The sequence below is a fragment of the Acidovorax sp. JHL-3 genome (genome assembly GCF_000526295.1).
Taxonomy (GTDB): domain Bacteria; phylum Pseudomonadota; class Gammaproteobacteria; order Burkholderiales; family Burkholderiaceae_C; genus Acidovorax; species Acidovorax defluvii.
In genome coordinates this window covers 2678776-2698067 of the sequence record NZ_JAFU01000001.1, presented here as the reverse complement: position 1 = coordinate 2698067, position 19292 = coordinate 2678776, and the positions used below count along the sequence as shown (strand labels likewise).

General features: G+C 63.7%; 14 protein-coding genes. 5 read left to right on the top strand and 9 right to left on the bottom strand.

The window, feature by feature from the left end:
• Position 1: 1 nt before the first annotated feature.
• The 3 genes from K226_RS0112615 to dapC form a co-directional block, all read right to left on the bottom strand.
• Positions 2-1162: a PilT/PilU family type 4a pilus ATPase gene (locus K226_RS0112615; RefSeq protein WP_024815158.1), complete on the bottom strand. Its 1161-nt coding sequence runs from the start codon at positions 1160-1162 to the stop codon at positions 2-4.
• A 68-nt stretch (positions 1163-1230) separates the two neighbouring features.
• Positions 1231-2055 (bottom strand): 2,3,4,5-tetrahydropyridine-2,6-dicarboxylate N-succinyltransferase, encoded by an 825-nt coding sequence (gene dapD, locus K226_RS0112610; protein ID WP_024815157.1) that lies wholly within the window; start codon positions 2053-2055, stop codon positions 1231-1233.
• 4 nt (positions 2056-2059) lie between these two features.
• Positions 2060-3265: a succinyldiaminopimelate transaminase gene (dapC, locus tag K226_RS0112605; RefSeq protein WP_024815156.1), complete on the bottom strand. Its 1206-nt coding sequence runs from the start codon at positions 3263-3265 to the stop codon at positions 2060-2062.
• A gap of 160 nt (positions 3266-3425) precedes the next feature.
• On the opposite strand from dapC, the gene K226_RS0112600 reads away from it, so the two are divergent.
• Positions 3426-4913, top strand: a complete 1488-nt coding sequence (locus tag K226_RS0112600; protein ID WP_024815155.1) for a methyl-accepting chemotaxis protein — start codon at positions 3426-3428, stop codon at positions 4911-4913.
• Between the two features lie 54 nt (positions 4914-4967).
• On the opposite strand, the gene rsxB is transcribed toward K226_RS0112600, so the two are convergent.
• The 3 genes from rsxB to K226_RS0112585 all read right to left on the bottom strand — a co-directional run bounded on the left by rsxB (position 4968) and on the right by K226_RS0112585 (position 8710).
• Positions 4968-5654 carry an electron transport complex subunit RsxB gene (gene rsxB, locus K226_RS0112595; RefSeq protein ID WP_024815154.1) on the bottom strand — a complete coding sequence of 229 codons (687 nt, stop codon included), beginning with the start codon at positions 5652-5654 and terminating at the stop codon, positions 4968-4970.
• Positions 5654-7366 (bottom strand): polyhydroxyalkanoate depolymerase, encoded by a 1713-nt coding sequence (locus K226_RS0112590; protein WP_024815153.1) that lies wholly within the window; start codon positions 7364-7366, stop codon positions 5654-5656. The genes rsxB and K226_RS0112590 overlap by 1 nt, the downstream gene beginning before the upstream one ends.
• Before the next feature lie 273 nt (positions 7367-7639).
• The gene (locus tag K226_RS0112585; protein WP_024815152.1) at positions 7640-8710 is read right to left on the bottom strand and encodes a GTP pyrophosphokinase family protein; all 1071 of its coding nucleotides are present in this window, start codon (positions 8708-8710) and stop codon (positions 7640-7642) included.
• A gap of 206 nt (positions 8711-8916) precedes the next feature.
• Between K226_RS0112585 and K226_RS0112580 the strand changes: the two genes are divergently transcribed.
• Positions 8917-11685 carry an EAL domain-containing protein gene (locus K226_RS0112580; RefSeq protein ID WP_051463538.1) on the top strand — a complete coding sequence of 923 codons (2769 nt, stop codon included), beginning with the start codon at positions 8917-8919 and terminating at the stop codon, positions 11683-11685.
• 166 nt (positions 11686-11851) lie between these two features.
• Here K226_RS0112580 and dusA read toward each other — a convergent pair whose 3' ends face one another.
• Positions 11852-12841, bottom strand: a complete 990-nt coding sequence (gene dusA, locus K226_RS0112575; RefSeq protein ID WP_024815150.1) for a tRNA dihydrouridine(20/20a) synthase DusA — start codon at positions 12839-12841, stop codon at positions 11852-11854.
• Positions 12842-13263: 422 nt separating this feature from the next.
• Here dusA and K226_RS0112570 point away from each other — a divergent pair, with 422 nt between their 5' ends.
• Positions 13264-13851, top strand: a complete 588-nt coding sequence (locus tag K226_RS0112570) for a lysophospholipid acyltransferase family protein (RefSeq protein ID WP_024815149.1) — start codon at positions 13264-13266, stop codon at positions 13849-13851.
• A 134-nt stretch (positions 13852-13985) separates the two neighbouring features.
• Positions 13986-14960 carry an IS5 family transposase gene (locus K226_RS0112565; protein ID WP_024815148.1) on the top strand — a complete coding sequence of 325 codons (975 nt, stop codon included), beginning with the start codon at positions 13986-13988 and terminating at the stop codon, positions 14958-14960.
• 138 nt (positions 14961-15098) lie between these two features.
• Here the strand turns inward: K226_RS0112565 and K226_RS0112560 are convergent, their stop codons facing one another.
• On the bottom strand, positions 15099-16955 hold the full coding sequence (locus tag K226_RS0112560; RefSeq protein ID WP_024815147.1) for a long-chain fatty acid--CoA ligase: 1857 nt from the start codon (positions 16953-16955) through the stop codon (positions 15099-15101).
• A gap of 250 nt (positions 16956-17205) precedes the next feature.
• Here K226_RS0112560 and K226_RS0112555 point away from each other — a divergent pair, with 250 nt between their 5' ends.
• Positions 17206-18540 (top strand): ferric reductase-like transmembrane domain-containing protein, encoded by a 1335-nt coding sequence (locus K226_RS0112555; protein WP_024815146.1) that lies wholly within the window; start codon positions 17206-17208, stop codon positions 18538-18540.
• Positions 18541-18588: 48 nt separating this feature from the next.
• Here K226_RS0112555 and K226_RS0112550 read toward each other — a convergent pair whose 3' ends face one another.
• A complete protein-coding gene (locus K226_RS0112550) occupies positions 18589-19224 on the bottom strand; it encodes a GntR family transcriptional regulator (RefSeq protein ID WP_024815145.1) in 636 nt (211 codons plus the stop codon).
• Between the last annotated feature and the right edge of the window lie 68 nt (positions 19225-19292).

Below are 19292 nucleotides of genomic sequence, written 5' to 3'. Positions count from 1 at the left end.
GTCAGGCGGATTTGACGTCCAGCACGATTTCGGTGAAAGAAGGTTGGTCGTCGGGAGTGTCCCGCGCCTCTTTTTGGGCCTTGGCTGCGTTGGCAGCCAGGGCGAAGTCGTTTTGCAGGCGCCACATCAGGTTGGTGGGCGAGTCGGCGTGGGCCAGGCCTTCCTTGCGGTCAACCTTGCCTTCCATGATGTGGTGGGCCAGTGCTTCCTCGAAGGTCTGCGAGCCTTCGGCCATGGATTTTTCCATGGCCTCCTTCACGCCCGAGAAGTCGCCCTTTTCCACCAGCTCGGAAACCAGCTTGGTGTTGAGCATGATTTCCACGGCGGGCACGCGCCCGCCTTCGACCGTGCGCACCAGCCGCTGGGACACCACCGCCTTGAGCGCCGAAGCAAGGTCGCCCAGCATGGTGGGGCGCACCTCGACGGGGTAGAAGCTCAGGATACGGTTGAGCGCGTGGTAGCTGTTGTTGCCGTGCAGCGTGGCCAGGCAAAGGTGGCCCGACTGCGCATAGGCAATGGCGGCCGACATGGTTTCACGGTCACGGATTTCGCCGATAAGGATCACATCGGGGGCCTGGCGCAGCGCGTTCTTGAGTGCGGTCTGCAGCGACTGCGTGTCACTGCCGATCTCGCGCTGGTTCACGATCGATTTCTTGTTCTTGAACTGGTATTCAACCGGGTCTTCGATCGTGAGGATGTGCCCGGTGAGCTGCTCGTTGCGGCTGTCGATCATCGAGGCCAGCGTGGTGCTCTTGCCCGAGCCGGTGGCGCCCACCACCAGGATGAGCCCGCGCTTTTCCATGATCAGTTCGCGCAGGATGGGCGGCAGGCCCAGCGAGTCGAGTTCGGGGATGTGCTGCGAGATGAAGCGGATCACCACCGCATAACTGCCACGCTGGCGCATGGCGCTGACGCGAAAACGGCCCACACCGCTCAAGGGCACGCCCATGTTGAGCTCGCCGGTTTCTTCCAGCTCTTCAATGCGGTCCGGGGGCACCACCTCGGACAGCAGGTTGCGCGGGGCATCGGGCGGCAGGATCTGGTTGTTGATCGGCACGCATTCGCCGTTGATCTTGATCAACGCCGGCGCGTTGGCCGACAGATAGACGTCGGAGGCCTTTTTCTCTGCCATCAGGCGAAGAATTCTTTCCATCGTGCTCATGGTTTCTCCCTCTCGTTGTTCGTGTCGGTCTTGGCGTGGATTGCGCTGGCGTTGTCGATCAACCGCGCTCAGTCGCGCAGCAGATCGTTCAGGCTCGTCGTCGAGCGGGTCTTGGCATCCACCTTCTTGACGATGATGGCGGCATACATGCTGTATTTGCCGCCTTCCTTGGGCAGGCTGCCGCTGATGACGACTGAGCCCGCAGGCACGCGGCCATAGCTGATCTCGCCCGTGGCGCGGTCATAGATCGGGGTGCTTTGGCCCAGGTACACGCCCATGGAAATCACCGAGTTTTCTTCCACGATCACGCCTTCGACCACTTCGGAGCGCGCACCGATGAAGCAGTTGTCCTCGATGATGGTGGGGTTGGCCTGCAGGGGTTCGAGCACGCCGCCCAGGCCCACGCCGCCCGACAGGTGCACGTTCTTGCCCACCTGCGCGCAGCTGCCCACGGTGGCCCAGGTGTCCACCATGGTGCCTTCATCGACATAGGCACCAATGTTCACATAGGACGGCATCAGGATGGCGCCCTTGGCGATGAAGCTGCCTCGGCGCGCCACGGCCGGGGGGACTACGCGCACGCCAGTGGCGGACATTTCGTCAGCGCTGAGTCCGCCGAACTTGGTGGGCACCTTGTCGTAGAAACCCAGGTCACCCGCCTCGATGAGTTCGTTGTCTTTGAGGCGGAACGACAGCAGCACGGCCTTCTTGATCCATTGGTGCACCGTCCACTGGCCCACGGCTTCGCGCGTGGCCACGCGCAGCGTGCCGTTGTTCAGCTCGGAAATCACATGGTCGACGGCGTCAACAATTTCTTTGGGTGCGGCGGCGGGCGAGAGGCTGGCGCGGTTGTCCCAGGCGTTGTCGATGAGGGTTTGGAGTTGTTGGGTCATGGAATCAGGCAGTACGGGATTGGATGAATTGGACGATGCGCAGCGCGGCCTCCACGCATTCTTGAGTGTCGGCCACAAGGGCCATGCGCACACGCTGCGCGCCGGGATTGCTGCCCTGGGCCTCGCGGGCCAGGTAGCTTCCGGGCAGCACGGTGACATTGTATTGAGCCAGCAAGGCGCGGGCGAACTCGGTGTCGGTCATGCCCAGGGCCTCAGGGACCTTGGCCCAGAGATAAAAACCGGCGTCGGGCAAGGAGACATCCATCACCCCGGCGAGCAGGGGCGTGACCTGCGCGAATTTCTTGCGGTAGAGCATGCGGTTTTCTTCCACATGGTGCTCATCGCCCCAGGCTGCAATGCTGGCCGCCTGCACCACCGGGCTCATGGCACTGCCGTGGTAGGTGCGGTACAGCAAAAACGCCTTCATCAACGCGGCATCGCCGGCCACAAAGCCGCTGCGCAGCCCCGGCACGTTGCTGCGCTTGGACAGGCTGGTGAAGGACACCAGGTTCTTGAAATCATTGCGCCCCAGGCGGGCTGCCGCCTGCAGGCCGCCCAGCGGGGGCTCATCGCGGAAGTAGATTTCGCTGTAGCACTCGTCCGAGGCGATCACGAAGCCATGGCGGTCGCTCAGCTCAAACAGCTTTTGCCATTCGGACAGCGGCATCACGGCGCCCGTGGGGTTGCCGGGCGAACAGACAAACAGCAGTTGCGTGCGCTGCCACACCGCGTCGGGCACGGTGTCCCAGTTCACTGCGAAATTGCGCGCAGGGTCGCTGGGCGCGTAATGGGGCGTGGCCCCGGCCAGCACGGCCGCGCCTTCGTAGATTTGATAGAACGGGTTGGGGCACACCACCACGGGCTGGCCCCTGGAGGGGTCGATCACGGTCTGGGCAAAGGCGAACAGTGCTTCGCGCGACCCATTGACGGGCAGGACCTGCGTGGCGGCGTCCACGGCCAGGTCGTAGCGCCTGGAAAGCCAGGCCGAGAAGGCCTCGCGCAGGCGCAGATCGCCGGCCGTGGCCGGATAGCTGGCCAGGCCATCGAGGTTGGCGCTGATGGCATCCTTGATGAACTGGGGCGTGGGGTGGCGGGGCTCTCCCATGCCCAGGCTGACCGGGCTGAAAGCTGCCGGAGGCGTGACCCCCGCGAAAAGCTGTCGCAGCCGCTCGAAAGGGTAGGGCTGCAGGTGGGAAAGCAGGGGATTCATGGGGCTGCATTATGGGCGATGCCGATGCTGGCATCGGCTGGCCGGCGGCACTGCAAAGACGCGCGCCCGGTGTAAACCCTTGCATGCCGTGTTTGTCAATCCGGTGTAAGAGGCAGCTTCTAGCATGTTTGTAACTATTTAAAACGTGATCGGGGACAAAATGGCTGGATTCTCTTTGCTGCGACCGGGCCGACGCCTGATGCGCTGGTTTCGCCTGCCGGGCAAGCTGGTGGCGCCGGGTTCCGTGCTGTTGGCCACGGTGGTTGCCGCCAGTCTCTCGGCGCCGTGGTGGGTATTGCTTGCGGGCGCAGCGCTCGGGTTGTATCTGATGCTGGCGCTGTATGCCAGCCTGTCGGCCGATCTGGCGGGTTTGGCGCATGCCATGCAGCGCACCACCGGAGGGGATCTGTGCGCCCGTGCGGGCGTTTATGGCCAGGACGAAGTGGGAGGGATGGCCAAGTCGCTCGACCAGATGGTGCTGACGCTGTCGTCCATGGTGGCCGACATACGCAGCAATGCCGCGCTGGTGGCCCACGCCGGGCAGACCCTGGCCCACGGTAACCGCGCGCTGGCAGACCGCACCGAGCAGCAGGCGGCCAACCTGGAAGAAACCGCTGCCAGCGTGGAGCAGCTGTCCGCGGCTGTGCAGAGCAATGCGCAAACGGCGCTGGGGGCCGACCAACGCGCCGCCCAGGTGCGGGAGGCAGCCGATGCCGGGGCCCAGGCCATGGCCAGTGCCGTGCAATCGGTGCAGGCCATCCAGCAAGGTGCGCGCCGCATGACCGAAATCATCGGCGTGATTGACAGCATTGCCTTTCAAACCAACATCCTGGCGCTGAACGCGGCAGTGGAAGCGGCCCGCGCGGGCGAACAGGGGCGTGGATTTGCCGTGGTGGCCGGAGAGGTACGCACCCTGGCCAAGCGTTCTGCCGATGCAGCCCAGGAAATCCGGCAGCTGATCAGCGCGTCGGTGAACCAGGTGGAGGCCAGCGCCGGCCTGATCCGCACGGCCGGAGACGGGATCGCCGAGATGGCGGGCGGCATACGCAGCGTGGCCGCCAGCATGTCGGAGATTTCGGGCTCCAGTGCCGAGCAGAGCACCGGGCTGCGTGAAGTCAGCGCCGCAGTGCAACAGCTCGACCAGATCACGCAGCACAACGCCCAGATGGTGGGCCATGCCGTGCAGCAGGCCGAAGCCCTGCAAAGCCGGGCCTCCACCCTGTCACGCGCAGTGTCGGCCTTCCGATTGCAGCAGGGCACGGCTGAAGAGGCTGTGGCGCTGGTGAGCAAGGCGGCAGCGCTGCACAAAACAAGCCCGCGCGACGCTTTTCTGAGAACCATCACCGACAAGAACCAGGCGTTTCATGACCGCGACATGTATGTGTTTGCGCTCAATCCGCAAGGAACCTATCTGGCGTTTGGTGGCAACCAGGCCAAGGTGGGGACGCGCGTACAGGACATTCCGGGCATTGCCGGGGATCGGCTGGTCAGCGACATTGTTGCGCAGGGCGACCGTGCACCCGGTTGGGTGGAATACGACATCACCAACCCGGCTACCGGCGCGGTGCAGACCAAGATGTCGTTCGTGGCGCGTCTGGGTGATTTGTACGTGGGGTGTGGCGTTTACAAGAGCCTTGCAGCCCGCTGAAACGATGCGCACCTACCCACGCCTCAGGAGGGCGCGCGGTCCGCGTCGCAATCCTCAGTGCGACGGCGGGTTGCGCCGTTGCCGGGCGCGGGCCGTGGCTGCAGCAATCGCTGCCTGTCGGGCGGCGTGTGCTGTTGAGGCCTGTGAGTTGCCTACCGCATGCACAGGGCTTTGCGCAGGCAGCGTGTCGGCATCGGGCTCGGGTGCTGGCGGCTCGGCGCTGTGCTGCGCCAGCCGTTGCTGGCGCATGGCGTAGCGCTGGCGTGCGTTGTCGGCCTGGGTGGGGGTCCAGGCGGCCCAGCCCGTGGCGGTGCCACTGGCGTTTTCCAGCTGGATACAGTCCACCGGGCACACCGGGATGCACAGTTCGCAACCCGTGCAATGGGCTGCAATCACGGTGTGCATGAGCTTGTTGGCACCCACAATGGCGTCGGTGGGGCAGGCCTTGATGCAGAGGGTGCAGCCAATGCACCAGTCCTCATCGATCACGGCCACGGTGCGGGGGGCCGGCAGCCCATGCACAGGATTCAACGGCACCACGGCGTGGCCCGTGATGGCAGCCAACCGGGCCACCCCTTCCAACCCGCCCGGAGGGCACTGGTTGATGGGGGCCAGCCCCTCGGCCACCGCTTGCGCATAGCTGGCGCAGTCGGGGTAGCCGCAGCGGGTGCACTGCGTCTGGGGCAGGGCCGCGTTGATGCGCGCTGCCAGCTCCGCCACCGTTTGCGGCAAGCCAGGCATCAGGCCTTGCGTGCTGCCGGGCGCTTGGTGCTTTTTGCTGCGGGTGCAGAAGCGCGCGCCCGCGCGGTGTCGGAGGTCTTGGCGACAGCCGCCTTGGTGGCCGTTGGGACGGTGCTTGCGGTTTCGGTGCCTGGCGTGTTCACCCAGCGTGTTGCCACACCGGCGGGCGATGCGTTCGCGCGGATGGCGGCCTGAACTGCCTTGGGCTTTGCCACGGCAGCAGGAGTGGAAGGCGCCACCTTGGGCGTAGCAGCAGCGGCCTTGACGGTACGTTTGACGGGGCTTGCGCTTACCGTCTGTGCGGAGGCTGGTGCCGCAGCGCTGGCTGACACCGGGGCGGCAACCACGGGCGCGGGCGTGCTCGGTGCGGGGGCTGCGCTGGCAGCTACAACCGGCTCGCTGGCCGCGTTGGCAACAGCCGTGGAGGCCGCAGACTTGGCGGCCAAAGCCGCATCGTGCTTCTGGATGAATGCGTGCACCCTGGGATACACGACATCGCGCCAGCGGCGGCCACTGAAAATGCCATAGTGGCCTGCGCCCTTGGCTTCAAGGTGGTGCTGCTCTTTGCGCACGATGCCGGTGCACAGGTCGTGTGCGGCCTCGGTCTGGCCTGAGCCGGAGATGTCGTCAAGTTCACCTTCCACCGTGAACAGCGCGGTGGTGGTGATGTCCTGCGGGCGCACGCGCTCAATCTTGCCGGTGGGGGAGCGCACATCCCAGGTGCCATGCACAAGGTTGTAGTCTTGGAACACGGTCTTGATGGTTTCCAGGTAGTAATCCGCGTCCATGTCCAGAACGGCGTTGTATTCGTCGTAGAACTTGCGGTGGGCCTCGGCGCTGGCGTCGTCGCCCTTGATCAGGTCCTTGAAATAGTCGTAGTGGCTGGTGGCATGACGGTCGGGGTTCATGGCCACAAAGCCGGTGTACTGCAGGAAACCGGGGTACACGCGGCGTCCGGCACCCGGAAAGTTGTCGGGCACCCGGAAGATCACATTGTTCTCGAACCACTCGTAACTGCGGTTCGTTGCCAGGTTGTTCACCGTGGTGGGCGATCTGCGTGCATCGATGGGGCCGCCCATCATGGTCATGGTGATGGGCGTGGTCTCGCCGCGGCTGGCCATCAGTGACACCGCAGCCAGCACCGGCACGGTGGGCTGGCAGACGCTGATCACATGGCAATTGCCATAAATGCCCTGCAGGTGGCGAATGAACTCCTGCACATAGTTGACGTAGTCGTCAAGGTGAAACTCGCCCTCGGACAGCGGCACCAGGCGGGCGCTGCGCCAGTCGGTGATGTAGACCTTGTGGTCCTTGAGCATGGTGCGCACCGTGTCGCGCAGCAAGGTGGCGTAATGGCCGGACAGCGGGGCTACGATCAGCACCACGGGCTGGGTTTTGAGCTTGGTCAGCGTGGCCGGGTCGTCCGAAAAACGCTTGAAACGGCGCAGTTCGCAAAAAGGCTTGTTGAGTTCGACGCGCTCATGAATGGCCACGCCAACACCATCGACGTCCACCGTGTGGATGTCGAAAGCTGGTTTTTCGTAACCCTTGCCCAGGCGATACAGCAGGTCGTAGCCGGCAGAAACACGTTGCGCGAGCGGGATTTGGCTGAGGAGCGAAGACGAGTGGCTGTACAGCTTCGAGGCGGCCTGGGCAAATTCGGCAAAAGGCTCCATCAGGGAGCGTTGGGTTTCGTATATCTGGTAGAGCATGGGGTGAAACTCCGTTATGTTGCAGTGCAATATAACAGCAACTGATTACGGATGTCTGGAGTAAAACCACCAATATGAGGTCGCCTTGGAGACAGTTTGATGACCCGTTATTAGCTTCACGCCGGCGTTTGGTTTGCTACTAATAGCATAGCTGGATGCGCTTTGCTGTAAAGGGCTTGGTGCCGATTTGATGCCTTGTTGATAAGGCAGGCGCCAGCGGGCACCTGCTTGCGCAGTGCCCCCAGCGGGGTGGTTTACCTCGCTTGCCCAGGTTCAAGTGCTGCCGTGTTCCTGCAACCAGGCCTCAAAGGCCTCCCTTGCCACGTTGCGCAACGCTGGGCGAAAGGCCGCATTGTTGCTGAGATACAGGCAATGGCGCATCACGGTGTAGGGGTTGAAGCTGCCTTGGGGGTTCTGCTCCTCAAAATGCAGCTTGTAGCGCTTGACCACGGCAATGGTTTCGCGCAGCAGCGCATTGAAGCGGGCGCGTGTCATGCCGGGCGACCAGCCCTGGATATCATCCACGAAGCTGTCCACCTTGTAGGGCTCAAACTCAAAATCCTTGAAGAAATGGGTGGCAATCTTCAAGAAGGTGAAGGCGTTGAGCGCACTGCCTGCATCGGGGGCCTTTTCTGGTACCTGCGCACCGGTTTCAGGCGGGGCCTCTGCGGTTTCGTCGGGGGCTTCCAGCAATTCGGCCGCGGTGGCGTCCCGGATCTGGCGGAACTCGCGGTCGGCCAGTTCAAACAACGCCGCCAGCACATTGATGCGGCGCTTGAGCTGGCCTGGAATCGATTTTTTGTACTTGATCTTGTGGTCCAGCACGCTCCAAGAATCCTGGATGATGGTGCGCACCTGCAGCTCAAACGCATGGCCTGCACATGCAGCATGCTCGGGCAACGCCCGCTGGGCCGCATTGAGCCTCAGGTCCAGGTGCAGGCCCTTGTAGCCAAACGAAGCCTCGGTGCCCTCAACGGCGGCCACCTTGTCGGTGACTTCCATCACATCAAAATGCGAGCGCACCAGGTGGGCCACCTTTTCGAGCTCGTCTTCATACAGGCAGACCACGCGCACCCCGATCAGGTCGGTGATGTAGGGGGCAATTTCATAGGGCAGGTTGGCCTCTTCCAGCGACGGCCTGTACTTGCGGGTGAATTTCTGGATGCACTCGGTCTTGTCCTTGACCCGGCCCTCCACCTTGGCTACATCCACCTGCCCGGACGCGGAGAGCAGGGCCGTGATCAGCGTCGCAAAAGACGCGCAGGCCTCCTGCAGGCGCTGCAGGTTCTGGTCATGGAAGGCATAAAAACGGGCTTCCTCCCGTTCAAAATCAAGCGATGGCATAGGGATTGTCTCGAATGCACCTGTTATCTGGATCGTAAGGCCTGTGTCGTCCCGTGCTGCCTGCGTGGGTCTGCGAATACGCACAAATACTGGGGGGAGGGCCTGGGAACTTGCCCATAATGGCAAAAGACTGTGCCGGCGTTTTTGCGCTGCCCGTTGCTCCAGACAATTTTTCCCACCAAGCAACCATCCAGACTTCCAACCCCATGAGCCAAACCCGCCAGCACCAAAAGCGGCCTCGCACGGAAGAACACCGTTGGGGTCTGCTTGCGCTGACGGGGCCGGTGCTGACGGTGTTCTTGCTGGGATTGACATTTTTATACTGGCAGGGCGCACAGCGGGAAGCTGACGCCAAAAGGCATCAGGCCTTTGCCGTCTCGGTGGAGCGCATTGTTTCCAGCCTCAAAGACCGCATGGCCACCTACGAACTGGTGCTGCTCGGCGTGAAGGGCTACTACGACGGCTCCGACAGCATTGATCGCGACGAGTTTGAGGCCTATGTGCAGGCGCTGCGCCTGCCAGAAACCCGGCCCGGGCTGCAGGGCGTGGCCTATGTGCTGAATTTGCCGGCAGACGAGTTGGACGCCCATGTGGAGCAGATGCGCAACAAAGGCTTCCTGTCTTACAACGTGCACCCGCAGGTCGCGCAATCGCACCACACCCCTATCACCCACATCGAGCCCCAGTCCAGCGACAACCTCAAGGCGCTGGGGTTCGATGTTTCCACCATTACCACCGCCCGCGAGGCGCTGGACCGCGCGCGCGACACCGGCAAACTGGCCCTGACCTCCAGGCTCAGGCTGCAGCAGGACGTGGGGCGTGATGCCGTGACCGGGCTGGTCATGTACCTGCCGCTTTATCGCAAGGATGCCGACCTCGGCTCGGTGGAGGGCCGCCAGCGGGGCATTGTGGGCTGGGTTTCGGCACCCTTTCGCATGAACGATCTGCTGCAGGGAATGGCCCGGCAACTTTATTCCGATATCGACTTGGTCGTTTATGACGGCGACCCGCAATCCGCCGAGAGCCTGCTGTATGGCGACGCAAACCTTGCTGCAGCCGCGCAAGGCGCAGCACCGGGTTTGCGCGCCACGCAGCAAATAGCGCTGGGCGGGCGCACCTGGACGCTGGTGATGCAGCCGCTGCCGGCTTTCGAGCAGCGCTTCAAGGACCGCGATGACGTCCTGCTGGCCGCGATGGGCGTGGCCCTGGGCCTGATGGCGGGTGTGCTGACCTGGGTGATGGCCACGGGACGTGACCGCGCCTTGGGGCTGGCCCATCGCATGACGCAGGCGCTGCGCAGCACCCGGGACGACCTGGAAAGCACCCTCAACGCCATTCCCGACCTGTTGTTCGAGGTCGACCTGGAGGGGCGCATCCACCATTACCGCTCCGCGCGCTCCACGCTGCTGGCCGCGCCTCCCGAGATGTTTCTGGGCCGGCTGATGGACGAATTTGTGCCGCCCGAGGCCTCTGCGGGCTGGCATGCCGCGCTGCAGGCCGCCCACGACACAGGTTATTCAATGGGCCACCAATACCGACTGGAACTGGCGCAACAGACGCATTGGTTCGAGTTGTCCATCGCGCGCAAGGAAAGCGCAACGCCCGGGCAGGTTCCCCGTTTCATTGCCTTGTCGCGAGACATCACCGAACGCAAGCTGGCCGAAGCCCGCACGCACCAGCTGGCCTACTTTGACGGGCTGACCGGCCTGCCCAACCGACGCATGCTGCTGGACCGCCTGGACCATGCCCTGGCCTCGGCGCGCAAGTCGGGGCAGGTGGGGGCGTTGTTGTTCATCGATCTGGACGATTTCAAGCAGATCAACGACGCCCGCGGGCATTCGCTGGGAGACGAACTCCTCAAGCAGGTGGCTCAGCGCCTCGCGCAGCTGCAGCGCCCCGGCGACACCGTCGCGCGCATCGGGGGGGACGAGTTTGTGATGCTGATCAACGACATTGCCACCGACATGGAATCGGGCGGGCGCAGCGCGCTGCTGGCGGCCGAGGCCGTGCGGGCGACCCTGGAGGCGCCCTACACCATCGACACCCATCTTTACAGCAGCACGGGCAGCATCGGCATCACCCTTTTCCCCAAGCGCAGCGAAGAGGTCGAAGACCTGCTGCGCGAGGCCGACACCGCCATGTACCGCGCCAAAGACCTGGGACGCAACCGCATCCGTTTTTACGAAACCGACATGCAGGCCGACGTGCAAGAACGCCTGGCGCTGGAACAAGACCTCAAAAAAGCCAGCGCAGAGGGCCAGCTGACTGCGTTCGTGCAGTCGCAGGTGGATGCGTCCGGCACCGTGATCGGTGGCGAGCTGCTCATGCGCTGGAACCACCCGGTGCGCGGCAACGTGCCCCCCAGCCGTTTCATTCCGGTGGCGGAATCCTCAGGTCTGATCCTGCGCATGGGTGACTGGATGATCCTGCAGGCCTGCGAGACACTGGCCCGATTGCACGCGGCAGGGCAGGAGCTTTTGATATCCGTGAACGTGAGCGAGCGCCAGTTTCGCCAGGACGATTTTGTCGAACGCGTGCTCGGCATGCTTGCCCAGACCGGCGCCCCGGCAGCGCTGCTCATCCTGGAGGTCACCGAAAGCCTGCTGATCGAACACCTCGACGACACCATTGCCCGCATGAGCGACCTTGTGCGTCACGGTGTGCGTTTCTCGATTGACGACTTTGGCACGGGTTATTCCAGCCTGGCCTACCTCAAGCGACTGCCCCTGTACGAGTTGAAGATCGACAAGAGCTTTGTGCAGGACACGCCCGACGACCCGAACGACACCGCCATCGTGCAGTCCATCATTTCGGTGGCCAGGCACCTCAAGCTGCGCGTGGTGGCCGAGGGCGTCGAAACCCGCGCCCAGGCCGATTTTCTGGTGGCCAGCCAGTGCGACTGCCTGCAGGGCTATCTGTTTTCCAGGCCCGAGCCGCTGCAAGGGTGGCTCACGCGCCAGCTGGGCGGGGGCTGAAAGGGCTGAAGGCGCGGCAAGGTTGCGCCATGCGCGGGGGGCCTCAACGTTGCGCCTGGGAGGCCCTGCAACGCTGAAAACTGTCGTTCAGGCGCGTGCAGGGCAAGTCACCCAACGGCAAAGCGCAGCGATCGGCTGGATGGCGAAGCTCAAGCGCAGACTTGCTTCAGGCCTCGACCGGGCTGGCGTGCGCCAGGGCCATCACTTCGTGCGGCGGCAGGCCTTTGAGGCGATGGTCGCTCCACACCTGGCGCCAGCGGCGTGAGCCTGCCAATCCATGGCGCAAGCCCAGCATGTGCCGCGCGATGCTGGCCCAGGGCGTGCCATGTGCTGCGGCCTCGCGCGCCATGTAGTCCACCATGGCGGCTTCCACATCCTCGCGGGTGAGCGTGCTTTCAGCGGCGCCGTAATACAGGGCGTCCCAGCGCGCCAGCCACCAGGGGTTGTGATAGGCCTCGCGGCCTACCATCACGCCATCCACCTGGGACAGCTGCTCTTGCACGGCGGCATCGGTGTTCAGGCCGCCGTTGATGGCAAAGGTCAGGTGCGGAAAATCGGCCTTGAGCTGGCGCACCACGTCGTAGCGCAGCGGGGGCACTTCGCGGTTTTCCTTGGGCGACAGGCCCTTGAGCCAGGCATTGCGCGCATGCACGATGAACACCGTGCAACCCGCAGCGGCCACGGTGCCCACAAAGTCGCGCACAAAGGCGTAGCTCTCGTCCTTGTCGATGCCAATGCGGTGCTTGACCGTCACGGGCACCTGCACCACGTCCACCATGGCTTTGACGCAGTCGGCCACCAGCTGGGGCTCGTTCATGAGGCAGGCGCCAAAGGCACCGCGCTGCACCCGCTCGCTGGGGCAACCGCAGTTGAGGTTGATTTCGTCATAGCCCCATTGCTCGCCCAGCCGCGCGCAGTGCGCCAGATCGGCCGGCTCGCTGCCGCCCAGCTGCAGGGCCACGGGGTGCTCTTCGGCGTTGAAGCGCAGGTGGCGCGGCACATCGCCATGCACCAGCGCACCCGTGGTCACCATCTCGGTGTACAGCAGGGTGTGTCGGCTCAGCAGCCGGTGCAGGTAGCGGCAATGGCGGTCGGTCCAGTCCATCATCGGGGCGACAGACATGCGCCAGGGGCTCAGGGTGGGTTCCACAGGCAATTCAGAAGGCAGGAAAAGAGGGGGGAGGGCTGCTGCTGCAACTCAGAAGGCAAGGCGCCTTTGCACAGCGGCCGACGAAAAGCACAGATTATCCCACCAGCGCCGAACGGACACTGGCAAGTGGTTATATGCAAAAAGTGCCTCTGGCGCTTGTCTGTAAAGCGCTGACAGCTATCAAAAACAAAGCATTCTGGGTTTTCCGGGATAACGCGGTGCAGCACCGTGGATCGCCAGCGAATGCCACTCGATGGGCCGCCACGCCCCGGCGCGCTTGCGATTTCCGCTTTCTAGTTCCGCTTCCAAGTCCTGCGCAAGAGGCGCCCGCCAGGGGAAACTTCTTGCCGCAGCACAAGAAGCGTTGCCAAATGTTTCGGTGATACTCGCTACGCCGTTTTTGTTCGTGCCCTTGCGTTTGCTTTTTCATGCACCACACCATTTTTGACACGCCGGTGGTCAACACGCTGCTGCGCGTGGTTTCGCGAGCCACCCTTCGCCTGACCGGCTGGACTATCGAAGGCAGCCTGCCAGCCCATGCCGCCAAGAGCGTGCTGATTGCCGCGCCCCACACCAGCAACTGGGATCTGCCCTATACGCTGATGCTGGCTTTCTCGCTGCACCTGCGGGTGTACTGGATGGGCAAGCAAAGTCTGTTTCGGGCGCCTTTTGGCGGGGTGATGCGCTGGCTGGGCGGGATTCCGGTGAACCGGGAGCAGTCGAGCAACCTGGTGGCCAGCTCGGCCCAGGCCATGCGTGCCGCCAAAGGGCCCATGCAATTGATCGTGCCGCCCGAGGGCACGCGCGGCAAGACGCGGCACTGGAAAACCGGCTTTTACTTCATCGCCCAAGAAGCCGGCGTGCCCATCGTGCTGGCGTTTGTTGACTATGGCCGCAAGGTGGGAGGCCTGGGCCCGGTATTCGAGCCCACGGGCGACCTGGACGCTGACATGGCCACCATCAAGGCGTTTTATGCCCCCATCAAGGGCAAGAACGCGGATCAGTTCGAGACGTGATGCCGGTGCAGCATGTTCCTGATTTTTGCATCAAATTGGCCGCTAGCCGTTTATCGATAAGCGCAAGCAGCTATCAAATTTAAGGCAATGCTGATTAAGGTCCACCGTTGTGGGGTTTCAACCGTTATCCGCCTATGAAGCAGCAGACCCTGGCCATGGCCGCAGATCAAGACAGCGGATTCGAGCATTCGCGCAAGCCCACCCGACGCGAAGAGTTCTTGCAAACCATGGATGCCATCGTGCCATGGGCCGCCCTCTGCCAGGTGATAGAGCCGCACTACCCCAAGGCAGGCAACGGCCGCCCGCCCATTGGCCTTGAGCGCATGCTGCGCATCCATTTTCTTCAGCACTGGTTCAACCTGGCCGATCTGGCGTGCGAGGAGGCTCTGTATGACAGCGCCAGTCTGCGCCGCTTTGTGGGCATTGATCTGGGCCGCGAACGCGTGCCCGATGCCACCACGCTGCTGAAGTTTCGCAAACTGCTCAATGAGCACAAACTGGGCGAAGCCCTGTTTGCCAAGGTAGGCCAGCAACTGCAGGAGCGCGGCTTCAAGGTCAACACCGGCACCATCGTGGATGCAACCATCATCGCAGCGCCCAGCTCCACCAAGAACGCCGACAAGGCACGCGACCCCGACATGCATCAGACGCGGAAGGGCCAGCAATGGTATTTCGGCATGAAGCTGCACATTGGCGTGGACAGCCAAAGCGGGCTGGCGCACAGCGCCGTGGTGACGGCGGCCAATGTGCACGACAAACACCCTCTGCCCGATCTGCTGCATGGCAACGAACAGCGCGTGTACGGCGACTCGGCCTACGCCAGCCAGAAAGCGCTGATCCGGGGCAAGGCACCCAAAGCCAAAGACTTCACCAACCAGCGCACCCGCAGGTGCGGGGTGGTTGACGAGACGCAGCGGTCCAAGAACCGCAACAAGTCACGCATCCGCGCTCGCGTAGAGCATGTGTTCGGGGTGGTCAAGCGGTTGTGGGGCTTTGGCAAGGTGCGCTATCGCGGGCTGCAAAAGAACGCGACGCGGGCGTTCACGGCCTTGGCGCTGGCCAACATCTACCTGGGCCGAGGGCAATTGCTGGGACAGGTGCGCCCGTAGGGGTTTGAAGGGGGCTGAAAGCCTCCAGAGAGCGGGCTCAGCGGGCCGAGATTCGGCAGCGTTTCACGCCATTTGGCATTCAAATGGTTCGTGCCATGGATTGACGCTACTTGATCAGCATTGCCTTAAAGCGCCAGATCAGCGTGCTGCAGACTTCTGGTACATCCCCTCGATGGCCTGTGCAAAGTGCAGCATCAGGTTGTTGCGCTTGAGCTTGAGCGTGGGCGTCATGAAAGTGTTTTCGATGGTCCAGGGCTCCAGCGTCAGGTGCACGGCGCGTGGCACGGCGTAGCGGGGGAAGCTGGCGGTGTTCTTTTCGATGCGCGCCAGCACGGCGCGTTGCACGCTGGGGTGGTGCAGGCTGGTGGCCTCTTGCGGGTTCAGGCCCAGGTCGGCGGCAAGGCGCTGCCATTCGTCGTGCTTGATCACCGCCACGCAGGCAATGAAGGGCCGGTTTTCGCCCACCACAAACGCCTGCTCCAGCGCCGGGTCGGCCAGCACCGCCAGTTCCAGATCGCCCGGGGGCACTTTTTCGCCGGTGGAGGTGACGATGATTTCCTTGATGCGCCCCCGGATGTAGATGCGCCCGCTGATGATTTCTGCCTGATCGCCCGTGCCCAGCCAGCCGTCAGCGCTCAGGATCTTGGCGGTGTCTTCGGGGCGCTTCCAGTAGCCCTTCATCACGATAGGGCCGCGCACCTGCAGCTCACGGTTGTCGCCAATGCGCACCTCTACACCGGGCAGGGCGCGGCCCACGCTGGCGGGGTCGTTGTCGTCGGGGGAATTGGCCGACACCACGGGCGCAGTTTCGGTCATGCCGTAGCCTTGCACCAACTGCAAGCCCAGCCCCAGGAAGCATTTGGCGATGGTGGGCGACAGCGGGGCGCCACCGCTCACGGCCACACGCACGCGGCCGCCAAATTGCGCCAGCAGCGGCTTGGCGACCAGTGCCTGCAGCAAAGGCCAGGGCAGGGCGGCCATCCAGCCGGCGGCCCGGCCTTCGTCGGCCTGGGGTGCTGGCAGGCCCTGGGCGACACAAAAGCGCGCCCAGCCTTTGTTTTGCGCCGCTTCGTACAGCTGCATCTTCCAGGGCGTGGGCGAGAGCTTTTCGAGCAGCTTGGCGTGGACCCGTTCGTAAATGCGGGGCACCGACACCAGTACCGTGGGGCGCACCGTTTTCAGGTCTTCGGCCAGCAGCGGCACCGAGCGTGCATAGGCCACGCAACTGCCCGCCGCAATCGGCAGGTAATAGCCGCCCGTGCGCTCAAACGTGTGCGACAGCGGCAGGAACGACAGGAACACGTCGTCCACTGTGGGAACGATGCGTTGGAGCACCGCTTTCACGTCGCTGACCACGTTGCGGTGCGTGAGCATCACGCCCTTGGGCTTGCCGGTGGTGCCCGAGGTGTAGACGAGGGCGGCCAGGTCCTCGGGGCCGGGTGGCGTGGGGGCAGGCAACTCAGCGGCCCGGGGCGCGCTGGCCAGCCATTGCGCCAGCGTGCCAACGGCCGGGCCGTCGGCGGTGGCGGCACAGGTGTGGGCCTCGCCATCGTCGTCCATGATGACCACCGCGCGCAATGCAGGAAACGCCGTGCCTACGGCCCGGATGTTCTCCCAGTGCTCGGCCTGGCCAACGATGAGCATGGAGGCTTCGCAGTCGGCCAGGATGTAGGCAATGCTGCCTGGGTTGTCGATGGCGTGCAGGGGCACCGGCACGCAGCCTGTGGCCAGCGTGGACTGGTCTGCACACATGGCGTTCAGGCCGTTGGGCAGCAGGATGGCCACGCGGGCGGCAGTGGGCAGCTGCGTGGCAACCATGGCTTGCGCCCATTGCGCCACACGCTGTGCGGCTTGCTTCCAGGTCAGGTGGACCCAGTCATGCGTGGCGGGATCAAATGCACGGTAGGCCTGTGCGTCGGGGGTGTGGGCAACACGGTAGGCGAGGAGCTGGGGCAGCGTTTCGACACTGGCGAAGTCGGGTGCAAAAGAGGTCATCGGGAGGTGTGCTGAGTCATGAACATGCCGCATGGGGGCAGGTTCTGCGGGTAAACCCGGGTCATCATACCGACACATCTGCGGGCGCCGCGCAACAATGCAGCCGTGCATGACGGAGGTCAGTGACCGGTGCCGACACCCACCGAGGCACGGCCCCGTTCAGCGCTGGTATTTACGCGACAGACACGTTTGTATCAATACCGCTTCACACGCAACGCCTAAAGTGCAGGGCACATTTCTGGGCAGTTCAATGCGCAACATCAAACGATTCTTTTGGTTCTACCTTTTCATTCTGACGGGGTTGTGGCTGGTGGCCGACCTGATGGTCTGGTCTTCGCCGACCAACTTTTTTGCCTGGCGCTCGGTGCTGATGCAATACAGCGGGGTGCTGGGCATTGGTGTCATGAGCGCAGCCATGGTGCTGGCGGTGCGCCCGGTGGTGTTCGAGCCCTATCTCGGCGGCCTGGACAAGATGTACCGCCTGCACAAATGGCTGGGCATCTCGGGCCTGGTGATTTCGGTCGCCCACTGGCTGCTGGCCCAGGGCACCAAGTGGGCCGTGGGCTGGGGCTGGCTGCAGCGCCCCCAACGGGGCCCGCGCGCCGAATTGCTGGATGCGCCCATCCAGCAGTTCTTTCTGAACCAGCGCGGCCTGGCCGAGAGCATTGGCGAGTGGGCCTTCTATGCCGCCGTGCTGCTGATGGTGCTGGCGTTGGTGAAGCGGTTTCCCTACCGGTATTTCTTCAAGACGCACCATCTGCTGGCCGTGGCCTATCTGGCGCTGGTGTGGCACTCGGTGGTGTTGCTGAAGTTCGATTACTGGACTGGCGTTCTCGGCCCGCTGATGGCGGTGCTGATGGGCGCGGGCACGGTGGCGGCCCTGATGGTGCTGTTGCGGCGCGTGGCGGTGGGCCGCCAGGTGGTGGGGGAGGTGGCCGCCATACGGCGCCATGAATCGCTGAATGTTGTGGCGGTGGACATTTTGTGCAAGGGCCGCTGGGCGGGGCACGAGTCGGGCCAGTTCGCCTTTGTCACCCTGCACGAGGACGAGGGGCCGCACCCTTACACCATATCGTCGGCGTGGACGGGCGACGGCCACATCACCTTCATCATCAAGGCACTGGGCGACTACACCCGCACGCTGAGCGAGCGCGTGCGCATCGGCGACGTGGTCAAGCTGGAGGGCCCGTACGGCCGGTTCACTTTCCAGGGCGCGCAAAAGCGCCAGATCTGGGTGGGCGCCGGGATTGGCATCACGCCGTTCATCTCGCGCATGAAGGCGCTGGCCGCGGAGTCCGATGGCAAGACTATCGACCTGTTCCACCCCACAGCGGTGTACGACGAGCACGCCATCGGCATGATGGCCCGCGATGCCGAGGCCGCGGGAGTGCATCTGCATGTGCTGTGGAGCCAGCGCGACGGCCAGCTCAACGCGGCGCGCCTGACCGAACTGGTGCCCGGCTGGCGGGATGCGGATATCTGGTTTTGCGGTCCCGCGCCCTTCGGCCAGTCACTGAAGAAGGACCTTGGGGCCTTGGGACTGCCAGAGTCCCGCTTCCATCAAGAGTTGTTTCAGATGCGGTAGTCCGCCTTGGCGGGCGTGGGTGAGGCCGCGCCTGCCTGGCGGTCTTGGTCAGGTCGCCGCTTCCAGCCCCTGCGCAAAGTGCGCCTGCATGGCCCTGACAGTCTTTTGCGCATCGCGCGCCACCATGGCGGCCAGGATGGCGCGGTGCTCGTTCAACGAATCCTCGATGCGGCCCTGCTTGAGCAGCGAGTTGTGGCGGTTGAGCTTCATCACCTTGCGCAGGTCGGCCACCATCTGGCTGCGCCAGCGGTTGTTGGCCAGCTCTAAAAGCAGCATGTGAAAGCGCTCGTTCACGGCAAAAAAACGGTCGCGCTCGTTGGCTGCGGCTTCCAGCTCGGCATGCAGATCCTGCAATTCTTTCAGTTGCGCCGGGGTGGCGGTGGTGGCCACCACGCCGGCGGCATCGCTCTCCAGCAGGCTGAGCAGGTGGTACACGTCGCGCAGGTCTTTTTCCGACATTTCGGTTACATAAGCCCCACGGCGCACTTTCATGGTGACCAGGCCTTCCGCAGCCAGCACCTTCAGCGCCTCGCGCAGGGGGGTGCGGCTGATGCCAAACTCTTCGGCGATCTTGAGCTCGTCAATCCAGCTGCCAGGCTCCAACTCGCGCCGAAAAATGCGCTGGCGCAGTTGCTCAGCCACTTCAACATACAGGGCGCGGGGCGTGAGGGTGAGGGCAGACATGGGGTGGATTGTAAGCTGGCAAGAATATTTTGAATGAATAATTATGAATGATGTAAACTCGCCGCCAC